15 protein-coding genes are annotated in these 18,066 nt (G+C 65.6%); 9 read left to right on the top strand and 6 right to left on the bottom strand.

The annotated features are described in order from the left end of the window. Positions 1 to 62 precede the first annotated feature (62 nt). Positions 63 to 4,856, top strand: coding sequence for an NAD-glutamate dehydrogenase (locus KKP04_RS04430; protein WP_215027362.1), 4,794 nt, complete (start codon positions 63 to 65; stop codon positions 4,854 to 4,856). A gap of 85 nt (positions 4,857 to 4,941) precedes the next feature. After that, the gene (locus KKP04_RS04425) at positions 4,942 to 5,328 is read left to right on the top strand and encodes a Rid family detoxifying hydrolase (protein WP_215027361.1); all 387 of its coding nucleotides are present in this window, start codon (positions 4,942 to 4,944) and stop codon (positions 5,326 to 5,328) included. Positions 5,329 to 5,401: 73 nt separating this feature from the next. Here KKP04_RS04425 and KKP04_RS15480 read toward each other — a convergent pair whose 3' ends face one another. Next, positions 5,402 to 5,611, bottom strand: coding sequence for a hypothetical protein (locus KKP04_RS15480; RefSeq protein WP_251133899.1), 210 nt, complete (start codon positions 5,609 to 5,611; stop codon positions 5,402 to 5,404). A 154-nt stretch (positions 5,612 to 5,765) separates the two neighbouring features. On the opposite strand from KKP04_RS15480, the gene KKP04_RS04415 reads away from it, so the two are divergent. The 4 genes from KKP04_RS04415 to trxA all read left to right on the top strand — a co-directional run bounded on the left by KKP04_RS04415 (position 5,766) and on the right by trxA (position 9,653). Further along, on the top strand, positions 5,766 to 6,251 hold the full coding sequence (locus KKP04_RS04415) for a hypothetical protein (protein ID WP_215027357.1): 486 nt from the start codon (positions 5,766 to 5,768) through the stop codon (positions 6,249 to 6,251). A 34-nt stretch (positions 6,252 to 6,285) separates the two neighbouring features. Further along, positions 6,286 to 6,711 carry a hypothetical protein gene (locus KKP04_RS04410; RefSeq protein WP_215027355.1) on the top strand — a complete coding sequence of 142 codons (426 nt, stop codon included), beginning with the start codon at positions 6,286 to 6,288 and terminating at the stop codon, positions 6,709 to 6,711. A 248-nt stretch (positions 6,712 to 6,959) separates the two neighbouring features. Continuing rightward, positions 6,960 to 9,134: a murein L,D-transpeptidase gene (locus tag KKP04_RS04405; RefSeq protein ID WP_215027353.1), complete on the top strand. Its 2,175-nt coding sequence runs from the start codon at positions 6,960 to 6,962 to the stop codon at positions 9,132 to 9,134. Between the two features lie 189 nt (positions 9,135 to 9,323). After that, positions 9,324 to 9,653, top strand: coding sequence for a thioredoxin (gene trxA, locus KKP04_RS04400; RefSeq protein ID WP_215027351.1), 330 nt, complete (start codon positions 9,324 to 9,326; stop codon positions 9,651 to 9,653). Positions 9,654 to 9,816: 163 nt separating this feature from the next. On the opposite strand, the gene KKP04_RS04395 is transcribed toward trxA, so the two are convergent. After that, positions 9,817 to 9,972 (bottom strand): hypothetical protein, encoded by a 156-nt coding sequence (locus KKP04_RS04395; RefSeq protein WP_215027349.1) that lies wholly within the window; start codon positions 9,970 to 9,972, stop codon positions 9,817 to 9,819. An 18-nt stretch (positions 9,973 to 9,990) separates the two neighbouring features. On the opposite strand from KKP04_RS04395, the gene KKP04_RS04390 reads away from it, so the two are divergent. The 3 genes from KKP04_RS04390 (at position 9,991) to KKP04_RS04380 (ending at position 14,289) form a co-directional block, all read left to right on the top strand. Then, positions 9,991 to 11,583, top strand: a complete 1,593-nt coding sequence (locus tag KKP04_RS04390) for a Do family serine endopeptidase (protein ID WP_215027347.1) — start codon at positions 9,991 to 9,993, stop codon at positions 11,581 to 11,583. A gap of 230 nt (positions 11,584 to 11,813) precedes the next feature. Then, positions 11,814 to 12,794, top strand: a complete 981-nt coding sequence (htpX, locus tag KKP04_RS04385) for a zinc metalloprotease HtpX (protein WP_215027345.1) — start codon at positions 11,814 to 11,816, stop codon at positions 12,792 to 12,794. A gap of 217 nt (positions 12,795 to 13,011) precedes the next feature. Then, a complete protein-coding gene (locus KKP04_RS04380; protein WP_215027597.1) occupies positions 13,012 to 14,289 on the top strand; it encodes an RsmB/NOP family class I SAM-dependent RNA methyltransferase in 1,278 nt (425 codons plus the stop codon). Positions 14,290 to 14,317: 28 nt separating this feature from the next. Here KKP04_RS04380 and kdsA read toward each other — a convergent pair whose 3' ends face one another. From kdsA to KKP04_RS04360, 4 genes are all read right to left on the bottom strand, one after another. Next, on the bottom strand, positions 14,318 to 15,154 hold the full coding sequence (gene kdsA / locus KKP04_RS04375) for a 3-deoxy-8-phosphooctulonate synthase (protein ID WP_215027343.1): 837 nt from the start codon (positions 15,152 to 15,154) through the stop codon (positions 14,318 to 14,320). 117 nt (positions 15,155 to 15,271) lie between these two features. Next, complete coding sequence (locus KKP04_RS04370) at positions 15,272 to 16,900, bottom strand: CTP synthase (RefSeq protein ID WP_215027341.1); 1,629 nt, start codon at positions 16,898 to 16,900, stop codon at positions 15,272 to 15,274. Positions 16,901 to 17,062: 162 nt separating this feature from the next. Beyond that, a complete protein-coding gene (secG, locus tag KKP04_RS04365; protein WP_215027339.1) occupies positions 17,063 to 17,413 on the bottom strand; it encodes a preprotein translocase subunit SecG in 351 nt (116 codons plus the stop codon). Positions 17,414 to 17,562: 149 nt separating this feature from the next. Beyond that, the gene (locus KKP04_RS04360) at positions 17,563 to 18,066 is read right to left on the bottom strand and encodes a hypothetical protein (protein ID WP_215027337.1); all 504 of its coding nucleotides are present in this window, start codon (positions 18,064 to 18,066) and stop codon (positions 17,563 to 17,565) included.

Genomic DNA, 18,066 nt, shown 5'->3' with positions numbered 1-18,066 from the left:
ATCAAACTGTAGTCGGCTTGCTGCAAGCCCCGCGCGGTCTGATTTCGTCCATGGAGACTTCGATGGCACAACAGGCAGACCGGAGGGGCGCAGAATCTCTCCCTGCACGGCCGCGTTCGCTCGCGTTCGACGATCCGGCCGCCCGCTTCGCCGCGCACCTCTTGGCCGAGTCCGGGTGCTCGGATCTTGCGTCAGATCGAGCCGCCGACTTTTCGGCCCTCGCGACGGAAGCTTTCGCGAACCTGTGCCGCCGCCAGTCGCGCGCGCCGGAGATTTCGGTCCGCGCCGCCTCGTCGCATGAAGGCGAGCGTATCGTCGTCGACATCGCGAACGACGACATGCCGTTTCTCCTCGATTCGGTGCTGGGCGAGTTGCGCGAGCTTGGCCTTGTTCCCTTCATCGTGGCGCATCCGATCTTCGAGGTGGAACGCGACGGCAATGGCGTACTGACCGGGCTCGCGCCCGCCGCGCCGGAGCCGAACGGTCACGCCCGCGAAAGCGTCATTCATCTTGAGATCGCGAGGCCCGGCATCGCGCCTTCGTTCGAAACCATCGACCTGGCACTGCGTCGCGTGATCGCGGAAACCGCGCTGGTGGTGGGCGATTTCCACCCGATGACCGACCGCCTTCATGCCGCGATCGCCGATATCGAGCGGAACCCGCCGCCCGCGTCCCCGCAAACCAACGCCGAGGGCATCGATTTTCTGCGCTGGATCGCCGAGGACAATTTCACCTTTCTGGGCGTCCGCGAGTTCGCCTACGATGCCCTCGCCGGCGAATTGATTCCGCAAAAGGAACGAAGCCTTGGCCTCCTGCGCAATCCCGAGCGGATCGTGCTCCGCGTCGAGCCAAGCCGCGTGCTGACGCCCGAAAGCCGCGCCTATTACCTCAACGCGCCGCCTGTGGTCGTCATCAAGGCGAACGCGAAATCCACGGTGCATCGCCGCGCGCATATGGACGCCATCGCCGTCAAGCTGCACGACGCCGAGCGCCGCGTGACGGGCCAGATCGTCTTCGCGGGGCTTTTCACCGCCAGCGCCTACAATCTTTCGGTCCACAACATTCCGATCCTCCGCCGAACGGTGCGCAAGGTGCTTCAGCGCTCGCGCCACCCGGCCGAGAGCCATTCCGGCCGAGCGCTCATGAACGTCCTTGAGACTTTCCCCCGCGAAGAGCTGTTCCAGATTTCGCCGGAGCGGCTTTCCACCATATCCGAGGAAATCCTGAAGACCGAGCTTGCGCCGCGCCCGCGCGTGCTGGTGCGCCGCGACGAGTTCCGGCGCTTCGTCACGGTGCTCGTCTATGTGCCGCGCGAGAAGCATAATACAAGCGTCCGCGAGCGGATCGAGGCCATGCTCGCGGAGGCCTTCGACGGGCGGTTCGAGCAGACGACGCCATATTATCCCGAGAGCGCGATGGTTCGGCTTCAGGTCGAGATCTGGAAAGCAGGCGGCGACCTTCTCGATCCCGACGAACGCGATCTGGAAGCGCGGGTCGAGGACATCATCACCACCTGGGCGGATCGGTTTTACGCGCGGGTGCTCGCCGAACGCGGCGGCGACGGTCAGGCGCTGATCGAGAAATATCGCGATGCGTTTCCGGCGGGCTATCAGGAGCGAAACGACGCCGAGCGCGCGCTCAAGGACATCGAGCGCTTCGAAAAGCTGACGGACGAGCACAAGACGGGCATCGACCTCTATCGCGCGGACGACGCGGAGCCCGGCGCCGTGCGCGCGACGCTGCAACAGCTCGACGAGCCGCTGACGCTGTCGCGGCGCGTGCCGATCCTCGAAAATCTCGGCTTCGACGTGATTTCCGAGCGCACCTATCTGCTCACGCCGAAGGCCAACGGCGGGGCGCGGCGGTTCTATCTGCACGACATCGACCTTCGCCTGCGCGAGGGCGATACGGCGACGTTCTGCGAGCGGCGCGAGGCGCTGGAGGACGGCTTTCTTGCCGTGTGGGCCGACGCCGTGCCGAACGACCGCTTCAACGGCGCCATCCTCGCGGCGGGGCTCGACTGGCGGCAGGCGGCGCTCATCCGCGCCTATGCGGCCTATTACCGACAGACGGGGGCGACCTACAGCGCCGCTTACATCGCCGAAACGCTCGCCAAGCATGGCGCTATCGCCGCCGACCTGTTCCGTCTGTTCGAGGCGATGTTCGACCCGGCGAAGCGCGGCGACGTGGAGCGAGAGGCCGCGCGGGCCGAGATTTCGGCGCGCATCGTTGCCGCGCTCGACGCCATCCCGTCGATGGAAGACGACCGCATCCTGAGGCAACTCGCCTCGCTTATCGGCGCAACGCTTCGCACGAATTTCTATCAGAAGGGGGCAGACGGCCGCGCGCCCGAGGCCATCGCGTTCAAGCTTCGAAGCCGCGACATCGAATGGCTGCCCGCGCCAAAGCCCCATGCCGAGATTTTCGTTTCGTCGCCGCGCTTCGAGGGCGTGCATCTGCGCGGCGGACTCATCGCGCGCGGCGGGCTCCGCTGGTCGAACCGCCCGCAAGACTTTCGCACCGAGATTCTCGGCCTCGCCAAGGCGCAGCAGGTGAAGAACGCCGTCATCGTGCCGCAAGGAGCGAAAGGCGGCTTCGTGCCGAAAGCGCCGGGTGGCGTGACCCGCGACGCGACCTATGATGAGGGCGTGGCAGCTTATGAGGGGTTCGTGTCGAGCCTTCTGTCGCTCACCGACAATCTGGTGAAGGGCGAAATCGTGCCTCCCGCCGACACGGTGCGCCGCGACGGCGACGACCCGTATCTCGTCGTGGCCGCCGACAAGGGCACCGCCACCTTCTCCGACTTCGCGAACGAGATCGCCACCAAACGCGGCTTCTGGCTCGGCGATGCGTTCGCGAGCGGCGGCTCGGCGGGCTACGATCACAAGAAGATGGGCATCACGGCGCGGGGCGCGTGGGAAGCGGTGAAGCGCCATTTCCGCGAGATGAACGTCGACATCCAGACGAGGCCGTTCACGGTGGCGGGCGTGGGCGACATGTCGGGCGATGTCTTCGGCAACGGCATGCTGCTCTCGCGGCAGATCCGGCTCGTGGCGGCCTTCGATCACCGCGACATCTTCATCGACCCCGAGCCGGACCCGGAGACGAGCTTCGAGGAGCGGAAGCGCCTGTTCGAGCGCCCGCGTTCGAGCTGGCAGGATTACGACCGGGCGAAGATTTCGGCAGGCGGCGGCGTCTACAGCCGCAAGGAGAAGTCCATCGCCCTTTCGGAGGCGGCGCGGACGCTGCTCGGCGTCGGCGCGCAGGCAACGCCGCAGGATGTTATGGCCGCGATTCTGCGCGCGGATGTGGATCTGCTGTGGTTCGGCGGCATCGGTACCTACGTGCGCGCGAGCAACGAAACGGATGCGCAGGCGGGCGACAAGGCGAACGACGCGATCCGCGCGGCGGCGAACGAGCTTCGCGCGAAGGTGATCGGCGAGGGCGCGAATCTCGGCGTCACGCAGAAGGGCCGCATCGAATTCGCGCTTGCGGGCGGGCGCATCAACACCGACGCCATCGACAATTCGGCGGGCGTGAACACGTCCGACGTCGAGGTGAATATCAAGATCGCGCTCGGCCGCGCGGTGGCGGATGGCACAATCGACACGCCCGAGCGAAACGAGATCCTCGCCGCGATGACGGACGATGTCGCCGCCGCCGTGCTCGCCAACAATTACCTGCAAACGCTCGCGCTCAGTGTCGCCGAGAGCGACGGCCTTGCCGAACTCGGCTTTCAGCAGCGCCTCATCCAGCGCCTTGTGAAGGACGGCCGCCTCAACCGCGCCGTGGAAGCGCTGCCGACCGACACCCAGCTTGCCGAGCGCGCGGCGCAGGAAAAGCCGCTGACGCGCCCCGAACTCGCCGTGCTCCTTGCATACGCGAAGATCGTGCTCGAAGACGACCTCGTGAAGACGACCGTGCTGGACGACCCGTGGCTTGCCCGCGAGCTTCCGGCGTATTTCCCGCCCGCCATGCGCGAGCGTTTCGCCGCCGAAATCGACGCGCATCCGCTGCGCCGCGCCATCATCGCGACGAGCCTCGCGAACGACATCGTCAATCGCGGCGGTCCAACCTTCGTTGTGCGGCTGATGGACGAGACCGGCCAGCCGCCCGACGCCGTCGCTTGCGCCTTCGCGGCGGTGTGCGCGATCTACGATCTGTCGGCGATCCATGGCGGGCTCGATGCGCTCGACGGCCGGATCGACAGCGCGGAGCAGCTTCGGCTATATCGCTTCGTGCGCGACCTTCTCCGGCGGCAGAGCGGCTTTTTCCTCCGCCATCACCGCTTCAGGGACGGGCTGGAAAAGGGCATCGCGCCTTACGCGCAGGGCATCGCAGCCCTCTCCGCCGACATGGCTGCGCTGTTGCCGGAAAAGGCGGTCGCGCGGCTTGGCGAGGCTGAGGAGCGGCTTTGCGGGATTGGCCTCTCGCCGGACTTCGCAAGCCGCGTCGCGGCGCTCGAACCGCTGGCGCAGGCGCTCGACATCGTGCGCGTGGCCGGCGACATGGAAGCGCCGGTCGAAGACGCCGCGCGCGTCGTGTTCGCCATCCGCGACGCCTTCCATCTGGACGACATCGCGGCGGCGGCCGAGGCGCTCGCGGGCGGGGACCATTTCAACCGTCTCGCCGTGGATGCAAGCCTCGCGGGGATCGCTTCGGCCCAGCGGCGGCTCGCGCGCGCCATCCTCGCGCAATCGCCGCGCCGAGCGGACTTTGCGACATGGCGCGCCCGAAACGAAGGGGCGGTGAGCCGCATAGCGGAAGGGCTCGCCGAGGTCCTTTCGGGGCGCGGGCTGACGCTCGCGAAGCTCACCGTGGCCGTCGCGCAGTTCCGCGACCTGTCCGCGCCGTAACGCCCAAACGAAGGGCGCGAACCCGCTTCCACGCCGGAGCGCGGTCGTGTATCCCTTGGCCGAACAGGCGATTTCGGAGGATGCAATGACACGTCGCGCCATTATCGATGCACCGGGCCTTGGAAAGGCGCTCGGGCCATATTCCCGTGCCGTCTGGGCAGGCAACACGCTTTTCCTGTCGGGTCAGCTTGGCACCGACGCGGCGACGAACACCCTCGTCGAGGGCGGCGTGGGTCCGGAGACGGACCAGATCCTGAAGGGCATCGCCGCCGTCCTGAAAGAGGCGGGCCTGACCCTCGACAATGTGGTGAAGTCGACAGTGTACCTTACCGACATGACCACCTTCGCGACCATGAACGCCGTCTATGAGACGCATTTCACCGCGCCCTATCCGTCGCGCACGACCATCGGCATCACCGCGCTTCCCGGCGGCGCGCATGTCGAGATCGAAGTCGTCGCGGTGAAGGACTAAAACCCGGGGTCACAGCAACTCGCGACAAGGGCTGCTGTGACCGCACGACCGAACCATTTCTCGGATCGGCACCTTACAATTCGCTGACATCGGATTTCAGTGAGCCGTAATTCTCCGCGCTGCATAGTGGATGTGCAACAAAGGAGAACGGACCATGTTCACCAAACGCATCGCGCTTTTTGCAGCAGCTGTCGCCATGCTCGTGTCTGCGGATGCGGCCTTCGCCCAGCGCTACGGCCGCGGCCCGGTCGCAACTTTCTGCGCGGCTGACATCAACCGCCATTGCAATCGCCTGCACCATGGCCGTGGCGAGGTTCGCGCCTGCCTGCAATCGAATTGGCGCAGGCTGTCGCAGGATTGTCGATCGGTGTTGAGGAACTCGGGCGGCGGCCAGCGCCGGAGGTAGTCAGCGGGTCGGGTGACCGAAGGAGGCCGTCATGAGCAGAACTGCAATTTGTCTTTCCGCCGCGTTCTTCGGACTTGCGGCGATTGCTGCTCCTGCGCTCGCGCAAAAGGGAACGGGCGAGTCGTCGGGCGTCGCGCGGCAGGGCCTGGGACTTCCGATTGAGGCCATGTCGGGGACCATCGAGGCCGTCAAGGTCGGACGGTGCGAGAAGACGACGGGGCGCTCCGCCGAGGGCGCTCATCTCATCGTGCAGATGCCGGATGCGAAGACGATCAACTTGCACCTGGGGCCGACATTCGCCCTTCGCGACGTGCTAAAGCAGCTCTCCGTGGGGCAAAACATCTCGTTCGAGGCTTTCCGAACCGAACGCATGCCGAAGGATGCCTTCATCGCCAAATCCGTCAAGGCGGGCGACAAGGTCTTCGCCTTTCGGAACGACAGTCTACGCCCGGTTTGGGCGCGCGGTCGCGGACGCGAGCAGCCGAAAGAGCGCGGCGGCGAAAGCTGCTGGTGGTGACGAATCTGAGCGGCGATCGCAAAAGGGGGACACAATGCGAAAAACAGTTCTTGCTGCGGTGATGCTTTCAGGTCTTGCCGTCGGCGCGAGGGCCGAGGACAATCGAATTGCCCTCGACCTCCCGCCCGACATCAAGGCGCAATTCCTTGAGCACATGCGCACCCATATGAATGCGCTCAACGACGTGATCCAGCTTATGGCTGCGGGCAAGGTCCGCGAAGCGGGATCGGTCGCACGTAGCGAAATGGCAATCGGTAAAGGACGGGGCATCGGGCGCTTCATGCCGCCGGAGTTCAGGGAAATGGGCTTCGATTTTCATCGCAGCGCCGACGATTTTGCCCGTCTGACCGCCGAGATTTCCGAACCGATGAATGCAGCGGGTTGGGAGAAAGCGGTCGGCGGCGTCGCTCAGATCACGGCGCGATGCTCGGCATGTCACGCGAATTTCCGCGTGAAGTAATGGCGACGGCGACCAAGCCGGGCCTGAAAAGCGACAGCGCGACAATGTTTAAGGTTGCGCTATCGTTAACTTGCCACGTCAGCTTTTAACGCATAATTTGTGCGGAACACGGGTGGGCGACTGGGACGCGTTCGCGAGAGCGTGTCTTCAGCTGCGCCTTTTCTGTGAGTATGGCGGTCTGTTCTGATGGCGCCGCGCGTTGGGCAAGCGGCGGAGTCTGAGGGCCTTGGGGCTGGAGAGGGTTGTTTATGAAGGTGAGTTTTACGTCGCGGCTGGCGCTGATCGCCTGTCTCTCGGCCGTTGTCCCGCAGGCCATGGCGCAGGAAGCCGATACCCGGCCGCCGCTCGCCGATCTGGACGCGCCGGCGACGACGGCACCCGAGCCCGAAGCTGCGCCGGAAAACGCCGCCCCCGCGCCCGGTTCTCTCGACGACATCAAGGCGGAAGTGACGCCGCATGCAGCCGCCGCGCATGAGGAAAATCCCGCCGTCAGGAATGCGGCCGCGAAGCACGAAATAACGCCCGCCGATCCGATCGACTCCCCGCTCGAAAGCACGCTTCCCGATCCGCTCGCCCCGAAGGACGAGGACGGCCCGCCGCTCCTCGCGCCCGGCGCGCCCGCGCAGCCGTCGGTGGCTGCCGAAGCGCCCGCTGGCGATCCCGTTGCGCCGCTCGTCGTCGAGCGCGTGGCGAATGCGGGCGGCAAGGGGGATGCGCGTGACGACGTCGCCGCCGTAAAGGCATTCTACTCCGCGACCAAGGGCCAGCCTGTCTGGACCTCGGCCGAGGGCTTCACGCCCGCCGCGACGAAAGCCATCCGCGAGATCCGCGCCGCCGACAGCTACGGCCTCGATGCCTCGGCGTTCGAGCTTCCCGCAGGCGCAGGCACCACACCGGAAGAGCGCGCCGATGCCGAGGTGAAGTTGGGCCTCGCCGTGCTGAAATATGCGCGCCATGCGCGTGGCGGGCGTGTCGATCCGCCATCCATAAGCCCCGCGATGGATCGGAAGCCTCACATCTACGAGCCGAAATCCGTGCTCGAAGCCATCGCCGCCGCCGCAGAGGCAGATGCCTATCTGCGCGGGCTGCATCCGAAATCGGAGCAATTCAACCGGCTGCGCCAGGCGCTCATCGCGCTCGGGAAGACGCCCGACACAGGCACCTCATCCATCCGCATTCCGGCCGGGAAGACGTTCAAACCCGGTGACGACGACGCGCAGATCGCGCTTGTCAGGAAGCGGCTCGGCGCCGGTCTCGACGCGCCGCGTGACACGATATACGACGAGGCGCTCGTCGTGGCGGTGAACCGTTTCCAGAAGGAAAACGGGCTCGACGTGAACGGCATCGTCGACAGGAAGCTCCGCGCGGCACTGAACGCGGGCGCGACCGGCTCGGTCGAAGAAAAGAAGATGCGCCTCATCGTGAACATGGAACGCTGGCGCTGGATGCCGGACGATCTCGGCGATTTTCACGTGTGGAATTCGATCCCGGAACAGATCACGCGCGTTTTCGATCACGGCCGGGTCGCGTTCCAGGAGCGCATCGTCGTCGGCAAGTCCACGTCGCAGACGCCCTCCTTCTCGGCGCCCATGCAGTTCGTCATCTTCAATCCCGAATGGGGCGTGCCGAACGGCATCAAGACGAACGAAATCGCGCCGAAGCTCAGGCGCGCGGCGCCTCGCGGCCCGGCCGATGACTTCTTCTCATTCTTCGGTGGTGCGAGCGGTGGCGGTGGTGGCGGCGCTTCGACCGTTCTTCAGCGCCTCGGCGGTCTTCGCGTGATTTATAACGGTCGCGAAATCGATCCCGACTCCGTCGACTGGTCGCGCGTGGACGTGCGCCGCTTCAGCTTCATTCAGGGGGCGGGCGCGCGCAATGTGCTTGGCGTGGTGAAATTCCGCTTCCCGAACAAGCACGATGTGTACATGCACGACACGCCGGAGAAGAGCCTGTTCGGCTCGGCGACGCGCGCGTTCAGCCATGGCTGCATGCGCACGCAAAACCCGGTTCGCTTCGCGGAAGTTCTCCTTGCGCGCGACAGCGGGACGAAGCCCGAACAGATCCGTCGCATGATCGAAAGCGGGCAAACGCACGACATCAAGCTTTCGACGCCAATCCCTGTTCACACCGTCTATTTCACCGCCGCGCCGGACGACAAGGGAGAGGTTCGCTACTTCCCGGATCTTTACGGCCTCGACGCACGCGTGGCGAGCGCTCTGAAGGGCGAGACCTTCCGGTTTGCGGGCGATCCCGTCGTTGCCGTGGCGCAGGCATCCGCCGCTCCGCAGCGCGAGGCGCGGGACACGACCTCCGACCAGAGGCTCGATCAATACGGGCGCCCGGTTCGCGGTGCCGATCCTTACGGCCGCGAGCCTCAGCGGGGGTCGCGCGGGCGCGATGACTGGAGGCCGTTCGACTGGTAGCCCGGACGGTGTGATGTTGCAGCGAACCACCATCCCGGCATCCGTCAAGGTGGTTTTGCCCGCCGTCAATTCCCTGTGCGCAAGATCGGGGGATTCCCCGGACATCTTGACGCTGCGGGTCATGCCCTCCTACCTTTCGTGAGACTGAATCAGCGGCGTTTTGAACCGCGCAACACCGAGAGGCTTTCCATGGCAACGACTGCCGTGTCCGATGACTCCTTCGAACAGGACGTGAAAAAAGCCGACCTTCCCGTGCTCGTCGACTTCTGGGCGGAATGGTGCGGACCGTGCCGCACGGTCGCCCCGATTCTGGAGGAACTTTCCGAAGAGTTCGCGGGCCAGATCAAGGTCGTGAAGCTCGACGTCGAAAGCAACCCCGGGATCGCGCAAGCCTACAACATTCGCGGGATTCCGGCACTGCTTCTGTTCAAGAACGGCGAAGTCGCCGGCCAGCAGATCGGCGCGCTGCCGAAGCAGCAGCTTCGCGCATGGATCTCGGGCGCGATCGCGTCCGTCTGATCCGAAGACTGTTCGCGCCGTCTGCACAGCGCGCGGGCATGAACGAAAAACCGCCTCTCGCAGGCGGTTTTTTTGCGCGCGTCCGGCGTCCACCACCGGATGACATTAGCCTGCGTTTAATCGGTCTCGATTTGACGCAGAAAAGCTGATCGACAATAGAAACCTACAGCGTCGTGGCGCGTCTGATTTGCGGCACGAGGCTGTAAGCTTTCAGATATTTAATCGCAGATACGGCTTCACATTGCGAAGCTTCTTCCCAAATTCGCATCAGTTCAAAAGCGGCCGGTTGGCGAATAACCACGGTATAGGCCGCGTTCATGCGATCTCGGAGGCAGTGATGACGGAGTCTTCTCCCGAAGTCCGGACGAACACGGCAAAACGTCAATCTCAAATTTCTGTAATTCTTTCTCGTTTCGGTAAGAAAAGCACGATTTACGTCTCGGCGGCTGCGCTGGCGCTTGGCGCGTTTGTCGGCTCGGCTTCGTTCGAGCCGAATCCGGCACGCGCGTTCGCGCAGGGCGAGAATGTGTCTCAAGGCGAGGGCATGCGTCAAAAGCTGCCGAGCTTCGCGCCGCTCGTGAAGCAGGTGAAGCCCGCCGTGGTTTCGATCCGGGTGAAGGCGAACGCGGCGGCGAGAGCGGCGTTCGGGGACGATGAGGGCGGTCAGAGAGGAAATCCGTTCGAGGGCTCCCCGTTCGAGCGCTATTTCGGCGGCCCGAACGCCCCGCGCGGCGGCTTCGGCCCGTGGGGCGGCATGCCCGGCGGCAAGGGCGGCCCGCGTCAGCTCGTAACGGCGCAAGGCTCCGGCTTCTTCATCTCGCCGGACGGCTATCTCGTGACGAACAACCACGTCGCGCAGGACGCGGTGAGCCTCGAAGTCGTGATGGACGACGGCAAGACCTACACCGCGAAGGTGGTCGGCACCGATCCGCGCACAGACCTCGCTTTGCTCAAGGTGGATGGCCGAGACGATTTTCCCTACACGAAATTCTCGCGCTCCGGCGCTGAAATCGGCGACTGGGTCGTCGCCATGGGCAACCCCTTCGGGCTTGGCGGCACAGTGACGGCGGGCATCGTCTCGGCGCGCGGCCGCGACATCGGCGAAGGCCCGTATGACGATTTCATCCAGATCGACGCGTCCGTCAACAAGGGCAACTCCGGCGGCCCGACCTTCAACGAAAGCGGCGAGGTCATCGGGGTGAACACGGCGATCTATTCGCCCTCGGGCGGCTCGGTCGGCATCGCGTTCGCCATCCCCGCGCCGACGGTGGAGCGCGTCGTCGCGGCGCTGAAAGACAAGGGGCACGTCACGCGCGGCTGGCTCGGCGTACAGATCCAGGGCCTGACGCCCGAACTCGCCGAGAGCGTCGGCCTGAAGAGCACGACCGGCGCGCTGGTGGCGGCCCCCCAAAGCGGAAGCCCCGCCGAGAAGGCCGGAATCAGGACGGGCGACGTGATCACCGAGGTCGACGGCGCGGAAGTGAAGGACGGGCGCGACCTCGCGAAGAAGATCGCCGACCTTGCGCCGGGCTCCGACGCCAAACTCACCGTGCTTCGAGGCGGCGAAACGAAGACCATCGATCTCAAGATTGGACAGTTGCCGGAGAAGAGGACGCAGCGCGCAAGCCTCTCGGACAGCGGGAAGACCGGGCTTGACGATCTCGGCATCGCGGTCGCTCCCGCCGCCGACGTTAGCCCGAACGACAGTCAGGGGCTTGCCGTTGTCGGTGTCGAGCCGGGCGGCAGGGCGGCGGAAGCCGGGCTCGCCGAGGGCGACATCATCATGCGCGTCGGCAATCAGACGGTGAACCGCCCCGGCGATCTGAAGCGTGCGCTTTCCGATGCCGGCAAATCGGGCAAGAAGAACGCGCTCGCCCTCGTGAAGCGGAACGGCGATCAGCGGTTTGTCGCCCTGCCCGCGGTTGGTTAGGTCTTGCACAGCCAGCGCCGTCTTCCGGCGCTGACCCCCATCGAAAACCTGAACGCCGGAACGGATGCGCCGCTCCGGCGTTTCCTGTACGTGGGCTGACGGTTTTTCGCCCCCGGCAAGCGGCGAGAGGTCTTGCGGGAAACGGCGCCAACACCGAAATGACGAGTGCATGATCCGCAACAGGAGCGTGCCCAAAAGCAATCCTGGACGACAAAAGGCAAGTACGCCCCATGAATTTCTTCCGCACCATGCTCTTGCTCGCCGCGTTGACGGCGCTTTTCATGGCGATCGGCTTTCTCATCGGCGGCCAGACGGGCATGCTCATCGCGTTCCTGATCGCGGGCGGGATGAACATGTTCGCCTACTGGAACTCGGACAAGATGGTCCTCGCGCAGCAGGGCGCCGAAGAGGTGGACGAGCGTACCGCGCCCGAGCTTTATTCCATCGTGCGGCAACTCGCGGCGAACGCGAGCCTGCCGATGCCGAAGGTTTACATCATCCACACCGACCAGCCGAATGCGTTCGCAACCGGCCGCAACCCGGAGAACGCGGCGGTCGCGGCGTCCGCGGGGCTCCTGCGCATCATGAGCAAGGAGGAAGTGGCGGGCGTTCTCGCGCATGAACTGGCGCACATCAAGAACCGCGACACGCTCATCATGACGATTGCCGCCACCATCGCGGGCGCGATCTCCATGCTGGCGAATTTCGGCATGTTCTTCGGCAACCGCAATAACGGCGGCGGCGGCATCATCAGCACGCTGCTTGCTGTGATCGTGGCGCCGCTGGCGGCGGCCATCATCCAGATGGCGATCAGCCGCTCGCGCGAATATGTGGCCGACAAGGATGGCGGCGAAATCTGTCAGCGGCCGTTATGGCTCGCGTCCGCGCTCCAGAAGATCGAGCAGGCCGCGCATCAGATCCCGAACCAGCAGGCCGAGCGCAACCCCGCGAGCGCGCAGCTTTACATCATCAACCCGCTGTCGGGGCAAGGCATGGACAATCTGTTCTCCACGCATCCGAACACGGCAAACCGCGTCGCGGCGCTCGTCGAGCAGGCGCGCCAGATGGGCGACACGCAGCAGCCGACAGCGGCGCACATGTCGCCGGTTCCGGGCTTCGAGGACGGCGCGGGCCGAAGCGGCCCGTGGCAACAGCGCCCGCGCTCGGGTCGGCGGCCGTTCGAAGTGGGGCCGTGGAACCGCCGGTCCTGAGCTTGAACGGGCGAGGATGGATTTCGATGAGATGCGGCGCGTCGCGGTAAAGCGCCATTGTGCGACGCGCCGCTTTTGCCCATAAGAGCGGACCTTCATCGAAGCGCTTCCGCTTTGTGCAAACCCGAAAGGCCCGTTCGTGGCGCCGAAACCTTCTTCGAATACGACCGACTCCGATCACCATGCGCCCGTGAAAGGCGCCCCGTCGTCCGGGCTGATGGCCCGCCGCCTCGCTGTGTTCCTTCTGAAATCGGTGCTGCACGACCACCAGTCCTTCGACGAGGCCTTCGCCGGGTCGTCCGCGCGCGATGCCTTCGCGGCCATGGAAGCGCGCGACCGCGCCTTCGCTCGCGCCATCGCGACAATCGCGCTGCGCCGCCTCGGCCAGGTCGAGGACATGATTTCGCGCTTCCTCGAAAAGCCGCTCCCCGCCGATGCCTTCGAGGCGCGCGCCATCCTCATCGCAGGCACGACGCAGCTGGCCTTCATGGATGTCGCGCCGCATGCCGCCATCGGGCTGGCGGTGGAGCAGGCGAAGGCTTCGCGCTTCAGCCGCCATCTCGGGGGCCTCATCAACGCGGTGCTGCGGCGCGTGAGCGAGAACAAGGCCGAGATACTTCGCGCGCAGGACGCCTCCGTGCTCAACACGCCCGCATGGCTCCGCGAGCGCTGGGTCGCGCATTACGGCGAGGCCACGGCGCGCGAGATCGCGGGCGCGCATCTGGAAGAGCCGCCGCTCGACCTAAGCGTGAAGGCCGATGCCGCAGCATGGGCCGCGAAGCTTCAGGGCGACGTCATGCCATGGGGATCGGTGCGGCTATCGCACAAGGGCCGCGTGGAGGAAATCGAAGGTTACGCCGAGGGGGCGTGGTGGGTGCAGGACGCCGCCGCCGCGATCCCGGCGCTGCTGTTGGGCGATGTCGCGGGCAAGCGCGTGGCCGACCTTTGCGCAGCACCCGGAGGCAAGACGGCGCAGCTTGCGGCGGCGGGCGCGCGCGTGACGGCGGTGGACATTTCGGCCTCTCGGCTTCGGCGGCTCGGCGAAAATGCCGCGCGGCTCGCGCTTTCCGTCGAAATCGTCAAAGCCGGTGTCGTCGAATGGCAGCCGAAGGAGCGCTTCGAGGCGATCCTGCTCGATGCGCCATGCTCGGCGACGGGCACCATCCGCCGCAATCCCGACATCGCCTATCTAAAGACGGCGGAGGACATCGCCGCGCTCGCTCGCGTGCAGAAGCGGCTTCTCTCGCACGCGCTGACGCTGCTTGCGCCGGGCGGTACGCTGGTCTTCGCCACATGTTCGCTCGAACCGGAAGAAGGGGAGGCGCAGATCGCGGCGCTGCTGGCCGACCGCGCCGACGTGCGGCTGCTGCCCATCGATGCGGCGGCGCTCAATTTGCCGCCCGAGGCGATCACGGAGAACGGATGCCTGCGCACGCTGCCGTTTCACGCAGGCGGCATGGACGGCTTCTTCGCCGCGCGGCTGACGCGAAACTGAACGCGCGTTGGCGGCTCGCTTGCGCCGCTTACGCCTTCGCCAGCCGGTCGAACGCCTGAAGATTGCGCAGCAGCGCCTCAAGCTCGCCGAGCGGCACCATGTTCGGCCCGTCTGACGGCGCGCGATCCGGGTCTTCATGCGTTTCGATGAACACCGCCGCGACGCCGACCGCCACGGCTGCGCGCGCCAGCACCGGCACGAAACGCCGGTCGCCGCCCGTCGCTGTGCCCTGCCCGCCCGGCTGCTGGACCGAATGCGTGGCGTCGAACACCACGGGCGCGCCCGTCTCCGCGAGGATCGGCAGCGCGCGCATGTCCGTCACGAGCGTGTTGTAGCCGAAGCTCGCGCCGCGCTCGGTCACGAGCACGTTCGGGTTGCCCGCCGCGAGCACCTTCGCGACCACATTTTTCATGTCCCACGGGGCGAGGAACTGGCCCTTCTTCACCTTAACCACGCGGCCCGTTTCGGCGGCGGCGATCAGCAGATCCGTCTGGCGGCACAGGAAGGCGGGGATTTGCAGCACGTCCACCGCCTCGGCGACGCGCGCGCATTGCGATGCTTCATGCACGTCCGTCACGATGGGCAGGCCCAAACTCTCGCGGATTTCGGCGAAGATCGGCAGCGCCGCATCGAGGCCGAGCCCCCGCATCGCGTTCGCGCTCGTGCGGTTCGCCTTGTCGAAGCTCGTCTTGAACACAAGGCCGATGCCGAGACGGCCCGCGATTTCCTTCAGCGCCGACGCCATTTCGAGCGCATGCGCACGGCTTTCGAGTTGGCACGGCCCCGCAAAAAGCGCGAGCGGCAGCGCGTTGCCGACGCGGACGCCGCGAATGTCGACCGCGCTGTTGGGCGATTGCAAGGTCATGGGTGAGCCTCGGGTTGCGAAACGGTCCGTTACGAGCGCCGCCCTCGGCGCCGCCTCGGCAGTTTATAGCCGCCGGAGACGGCAAGCGACAACGGCTTTCGCCCGCATTCACGGACCCTAAACGAGGCGGCTTTGCGCCACGGCCGCCGCGATGAACGACGAGAACAGCGGGTGCGGCTCGAACGGCCGCGATTTCAGCTCCGGGTGGAACTGCACGCCGATGAACCACGGATGATCCGGGATCTCGATGATTTCGGGCAGGCTCTTGTCCGGCGACAGACCCGAGAAGCGCAAGCCCGCGCGCTCCAGCTTGTCGCGGTAGGTGATGTTGACTTCGTAGCGGTGGCGATGGCGCTCGCTGATGCGCGTCTGCCCGTAAATCTGGGCGACCTTCGAACCTTCCGCGAGCACGGCTTCGTAAGCGCCGAGCCGCATGGTGCCGCCCTTGTCGCTTTCCGCGTGGCGCTGCACGGCCTTTTCGCCCGCAACCCACTCCGTCATGAGGCCGACGACCGGCTCCGCCGCAGGGCCGAACTCGGTTGAACTTGCTCCATCGATCCCGGCGACATGACGCGCCGTTTCAATCACCGCCATCTGCATGCCGAAGCAGATGCCGAGGTAGGGCACGCGCTTGATGCGGGCAAATTGCACAGCGTCGATCTTGCCTTCCGTGCCGCGCTCGCCGAAGCCGCCGGGGACGATGATGCCGTGGATGTTTTCGAGATAAGGTGCGACGTCGGCCTTCTCGAACAGCTCCGAGTCGAGCCAGTGAATCTTGACGCGCACGCCGTTTTCGATGCCGCCGTGGCTCAACGCTTCGGTCAGCGACTTGTATGCGTCTTTCAGGTTGGTGTACTTGCCGACGATGGCGATGGAAACCTCGCCGTCGGGATGGTCGATGCGATCCGAAATCGTGCGCCACACGTCGAGGTTCGGCTCGGGCGCGTCGGTGATGCCGAAGGCGGCGAGCACTTCGCGGTCGAGCCCTTCGTCGTGATAGGCGAGCGGCACATCGTAGATGTTCGGCACGTCGAGCGCCTGAATAACGGCGCTCTCGCGCACATTACAGAACAGCGCGATCTTGGCGCGGTCGCTTTTCGGGACGGGCAGTTCGGAACGGCAGAGCAGGATATCCGGCTGGATGCCGATGGAGCGCAGCTCCTTCACCGAATGCTGCGTCGGCTTGGTCTTAAGCTCGCCCGCCGCCTTGATGTAGGGCAGGAGCGTCAGATGGATGAAGATCGCCTCGCCGCGCGGGAGTTCGTTGCCGAGCTGGCGAATCGCCTCGAAGAAGGGCAACCCCTCTATGTCGCCGACCGTGCCGCCGATCTCGACCAGCACGAAATCCGCGCCCTCGTTGCCGGAGAGGATGAAGTCCTTGATCGCGTTGGTGACGTGCGGGACGACCTGCACCGTGCCGCCGAGATAGTCGCCGCGGCGCTCGGCAGAGAGCACGTTCTGATAGATGCGGCCGGTGGTGATGTTGTCGTCGCGGCGCGCAGAGACGCCCGTGAAGCGCTCATAGTGGCCGAGGTCGAGGTCGGTTTCCGCACCGTCGTCGGTAACGAACACTTCGCCATGCTGATAGGGCGACATCGTGCCGGGATCGACGTTGAGATAGGGATCCAGCTTCCTCAATCGCACGGAATAGCCGCGCGCTTTGAGAAGCGCGCCGAGGGCCGCCGATGCGAGCCCCTTTCCGAGTGAGGAAACCACGCCGCCGGTAATGAAGATATATCGCGCCATGGACCTTGAACGTAATACCTTGCGCGCCCGAGGGAAAGGGCGCTGCCGTGGTTTCAACTTCTAGCCGGTCCGATTCCGAGAGCAAATGCCGGATTCAAAGGACCACTAGCGTATGCCGTTGGGCGCCGCTCTCGCGCCGCATCGGGTCCGCCTTGCGACGGCCTATTGCTGGGCGGGCGCGGCCGGCTTCGGAATACTGAGCTTGGGCAGCGCGGGTGCGTCGGCGGGGGCCTGAGCAGGCGCGGTCGTGGGCGCCGTGGTGCTCGTCGGCGTAATCGCCGAGGTAGGCGTCTTGCGCTGGCCGATGATACCGAGCGTGATCGAGGTCAGGAAGAAGATGGCTGCAAGGATCGCCGTGGTGCGCGTCATGACGTTGGCCGCGCCGCGCCCGCTGACGAAACCGCCGCCACCGCCGCCCATGCCGAGCGCGCCGCCTTCCGACCGCTGAAGGAGGATAATCACCACCATCGTCACGGCGACGACGATATGAAGCACAAGAAGGACGTTTGCCATTTCTCTCGACCGGTCGGGAATTTCGGAAAAGTTGCTCCATACATACCGGTTTCGGCGCCAAGATCAAGCGCGCGGGACACTTTAGCCGGGGCGCGCGTCACCGCGCCCGTTGCCGAAGGTGTCCGGCGCGAGCAACTGCGGGGAAGCGATTATGGAGTGCCGACGCCCACCGCCTGCGCCGGGGCGGGCGGCCTGGGCTGCTGCGCGACGGGTTTTTGTGTCTGCGTCGTCGCGGCGGCTTTCGGCCTGGGCTTCGCGGCCCGATCGGTGCCGGCCGCAGTCGCAGGCGCGCTGTCCGGCCCGGCCTGCGGCTTAACGCCGTCTTCTTTTTCGAGGTTCTTGAGTTGCACGAGCGAACTCGGCGCCATGCAGCGGAACTTCATCTGCTCGTCAAGTTCGATGTATTGTCGGACGAGGTTGAGATCGGACGCCGAGAGATTCGCTACGGCCCAGTTCGGGCCTCGCTCCATCAGGCGGTCCACGTCGAGGGCCTTGAGCGCCTGGAGGTCTTGCGTGAGCTTCGCGCACACCGCCTTGTCCTGTTGCGCCCCGTTCGCGGGACCGCCGGCTATCGCGGCGATGACCGCAAGCGCCGCCATCCCTGAAAAGGCAAATTTGCCCGCCTTCCCGGCGGAATTTCCATCGCATTTCAT

The organism is Rhodomicrobium sp. Az07 (genome assembly GCF_018619475.1).
Taxonomy (GTDB): Bacteria; Pseudomonadota; Alphaproteobacteria; order Rhizobiales; family Rhodomicrobiaceae; genus Rhodomicrobium.
The sequence above is the reverse complement of the archived record's forward strand: the minus strand, read 5'-3'. Positions and strand labels throughout refer to the sequence as shown.

Bases quoted from the DNA above. Each gene is read 5' to 3' on its own strand.
- KKP04_RS04430 (WP_215027362.1), top strand. From the start codon at position 63: ATGGCACAACAGGCAGACCGGAGGGGCGCAGAATCTCTCCCTGCACGG.
- KKP04_RS04425 (WP_215027361.1), top strand. From the start codon at position 4,942: ATGACACGTCGCGCCATTATCGATGCACCGGGCCTTGGAAAGGCGCTC.
- KKP04_RS15480 (WP_251133899.1), bottom strand. From the start codon at position 5,611: ATGGCGGTTGATGTCAGCCGCGCAGAAAGTTGCGACCGGGCCGCGGCC.
- KKP04_RS04415 (WP_215027357.1), top strand. From the start codon at position 5,766: ATGAGCAGAACTGCAATTTGTCTTTCCGCCGCGTTCTTCGGACTTGCG.
- KKP04_RS04410 (WP_215027355.1), top strand. From the start codon at position 6,286: ATGCGAAAAACAGTTCTTGCTGCGGTGATGCTTTCAGGTCTTGCCGTC.
- KKP04_RS04405 (WP_215027353.1), top strand. From the start codon at position 6,960: ATGAAGGTGAGTTTTACGTCGCGGCTGGCGCTGATCGCCTGTCTCTCG.
- trxA (WP_215027351.1), top strand. From the start codon at position 9,324: ATGGCAACGACTGCCGTGTCCGATGACTCCTTCGAACAGGACGTGAAA.
- KKP04_RS04395 (WP_215027349.1), bottom strand. From the start codon at position 9,972: ATGAACGCGGCCTATACCGTGGTTATTCGCCAACCGGCCGCTTTTGAA.
- KKP04_RS04390 (WP_215027347.1), top strand. From the start codon at position 9,991: ATGACGGAGTCTTCTCCCGAAGTCCGGACGAACACGGCAAAACGTCAA.
- htpX (WP_215027345.1), top strand. From the start codon at position 11,814: ATGAATTTCTTCCGCACCATGCTCTTGCTCGCCGCGTTGACGGCGCTT.
- KKP04_RS04380 (WP_215027597.1), top strand. From the start codon at position 13,012: ATGGCCCGCCGCCTCGCTGTGTTCCTTCTGAAATCGGTGCTGCACGAC.
- kdsA (WP_215027343.1), bottom strand. From the start codon at position 15,154: ATGACCTTGCAATCGCCCAACAGCGCGGTCGACATTCGCGGCGTCCGC.
- KKP04_RS04370 (WP_215027341.1), bottom strand. From the start codon at position 16,900: ATGGCGCGATATATCTTCATTACCGGCGGCGTGGTTTCCTCACTCGGA.
- secG (WP_215027339.1), bottom strand. From the start codon at position 17,413: ATGGCAAACGTCCTTCTTGTGCTTCATATCGTCGTCGCCGTGACGATG.
- KKP04_RS04360 (WP_215027337.1), bottom strand. From the start codon at position 18,066: ATGAAATGCGATGGAAATTCCGCCGGGAAGGCGGGCAAATTTGCCTTT.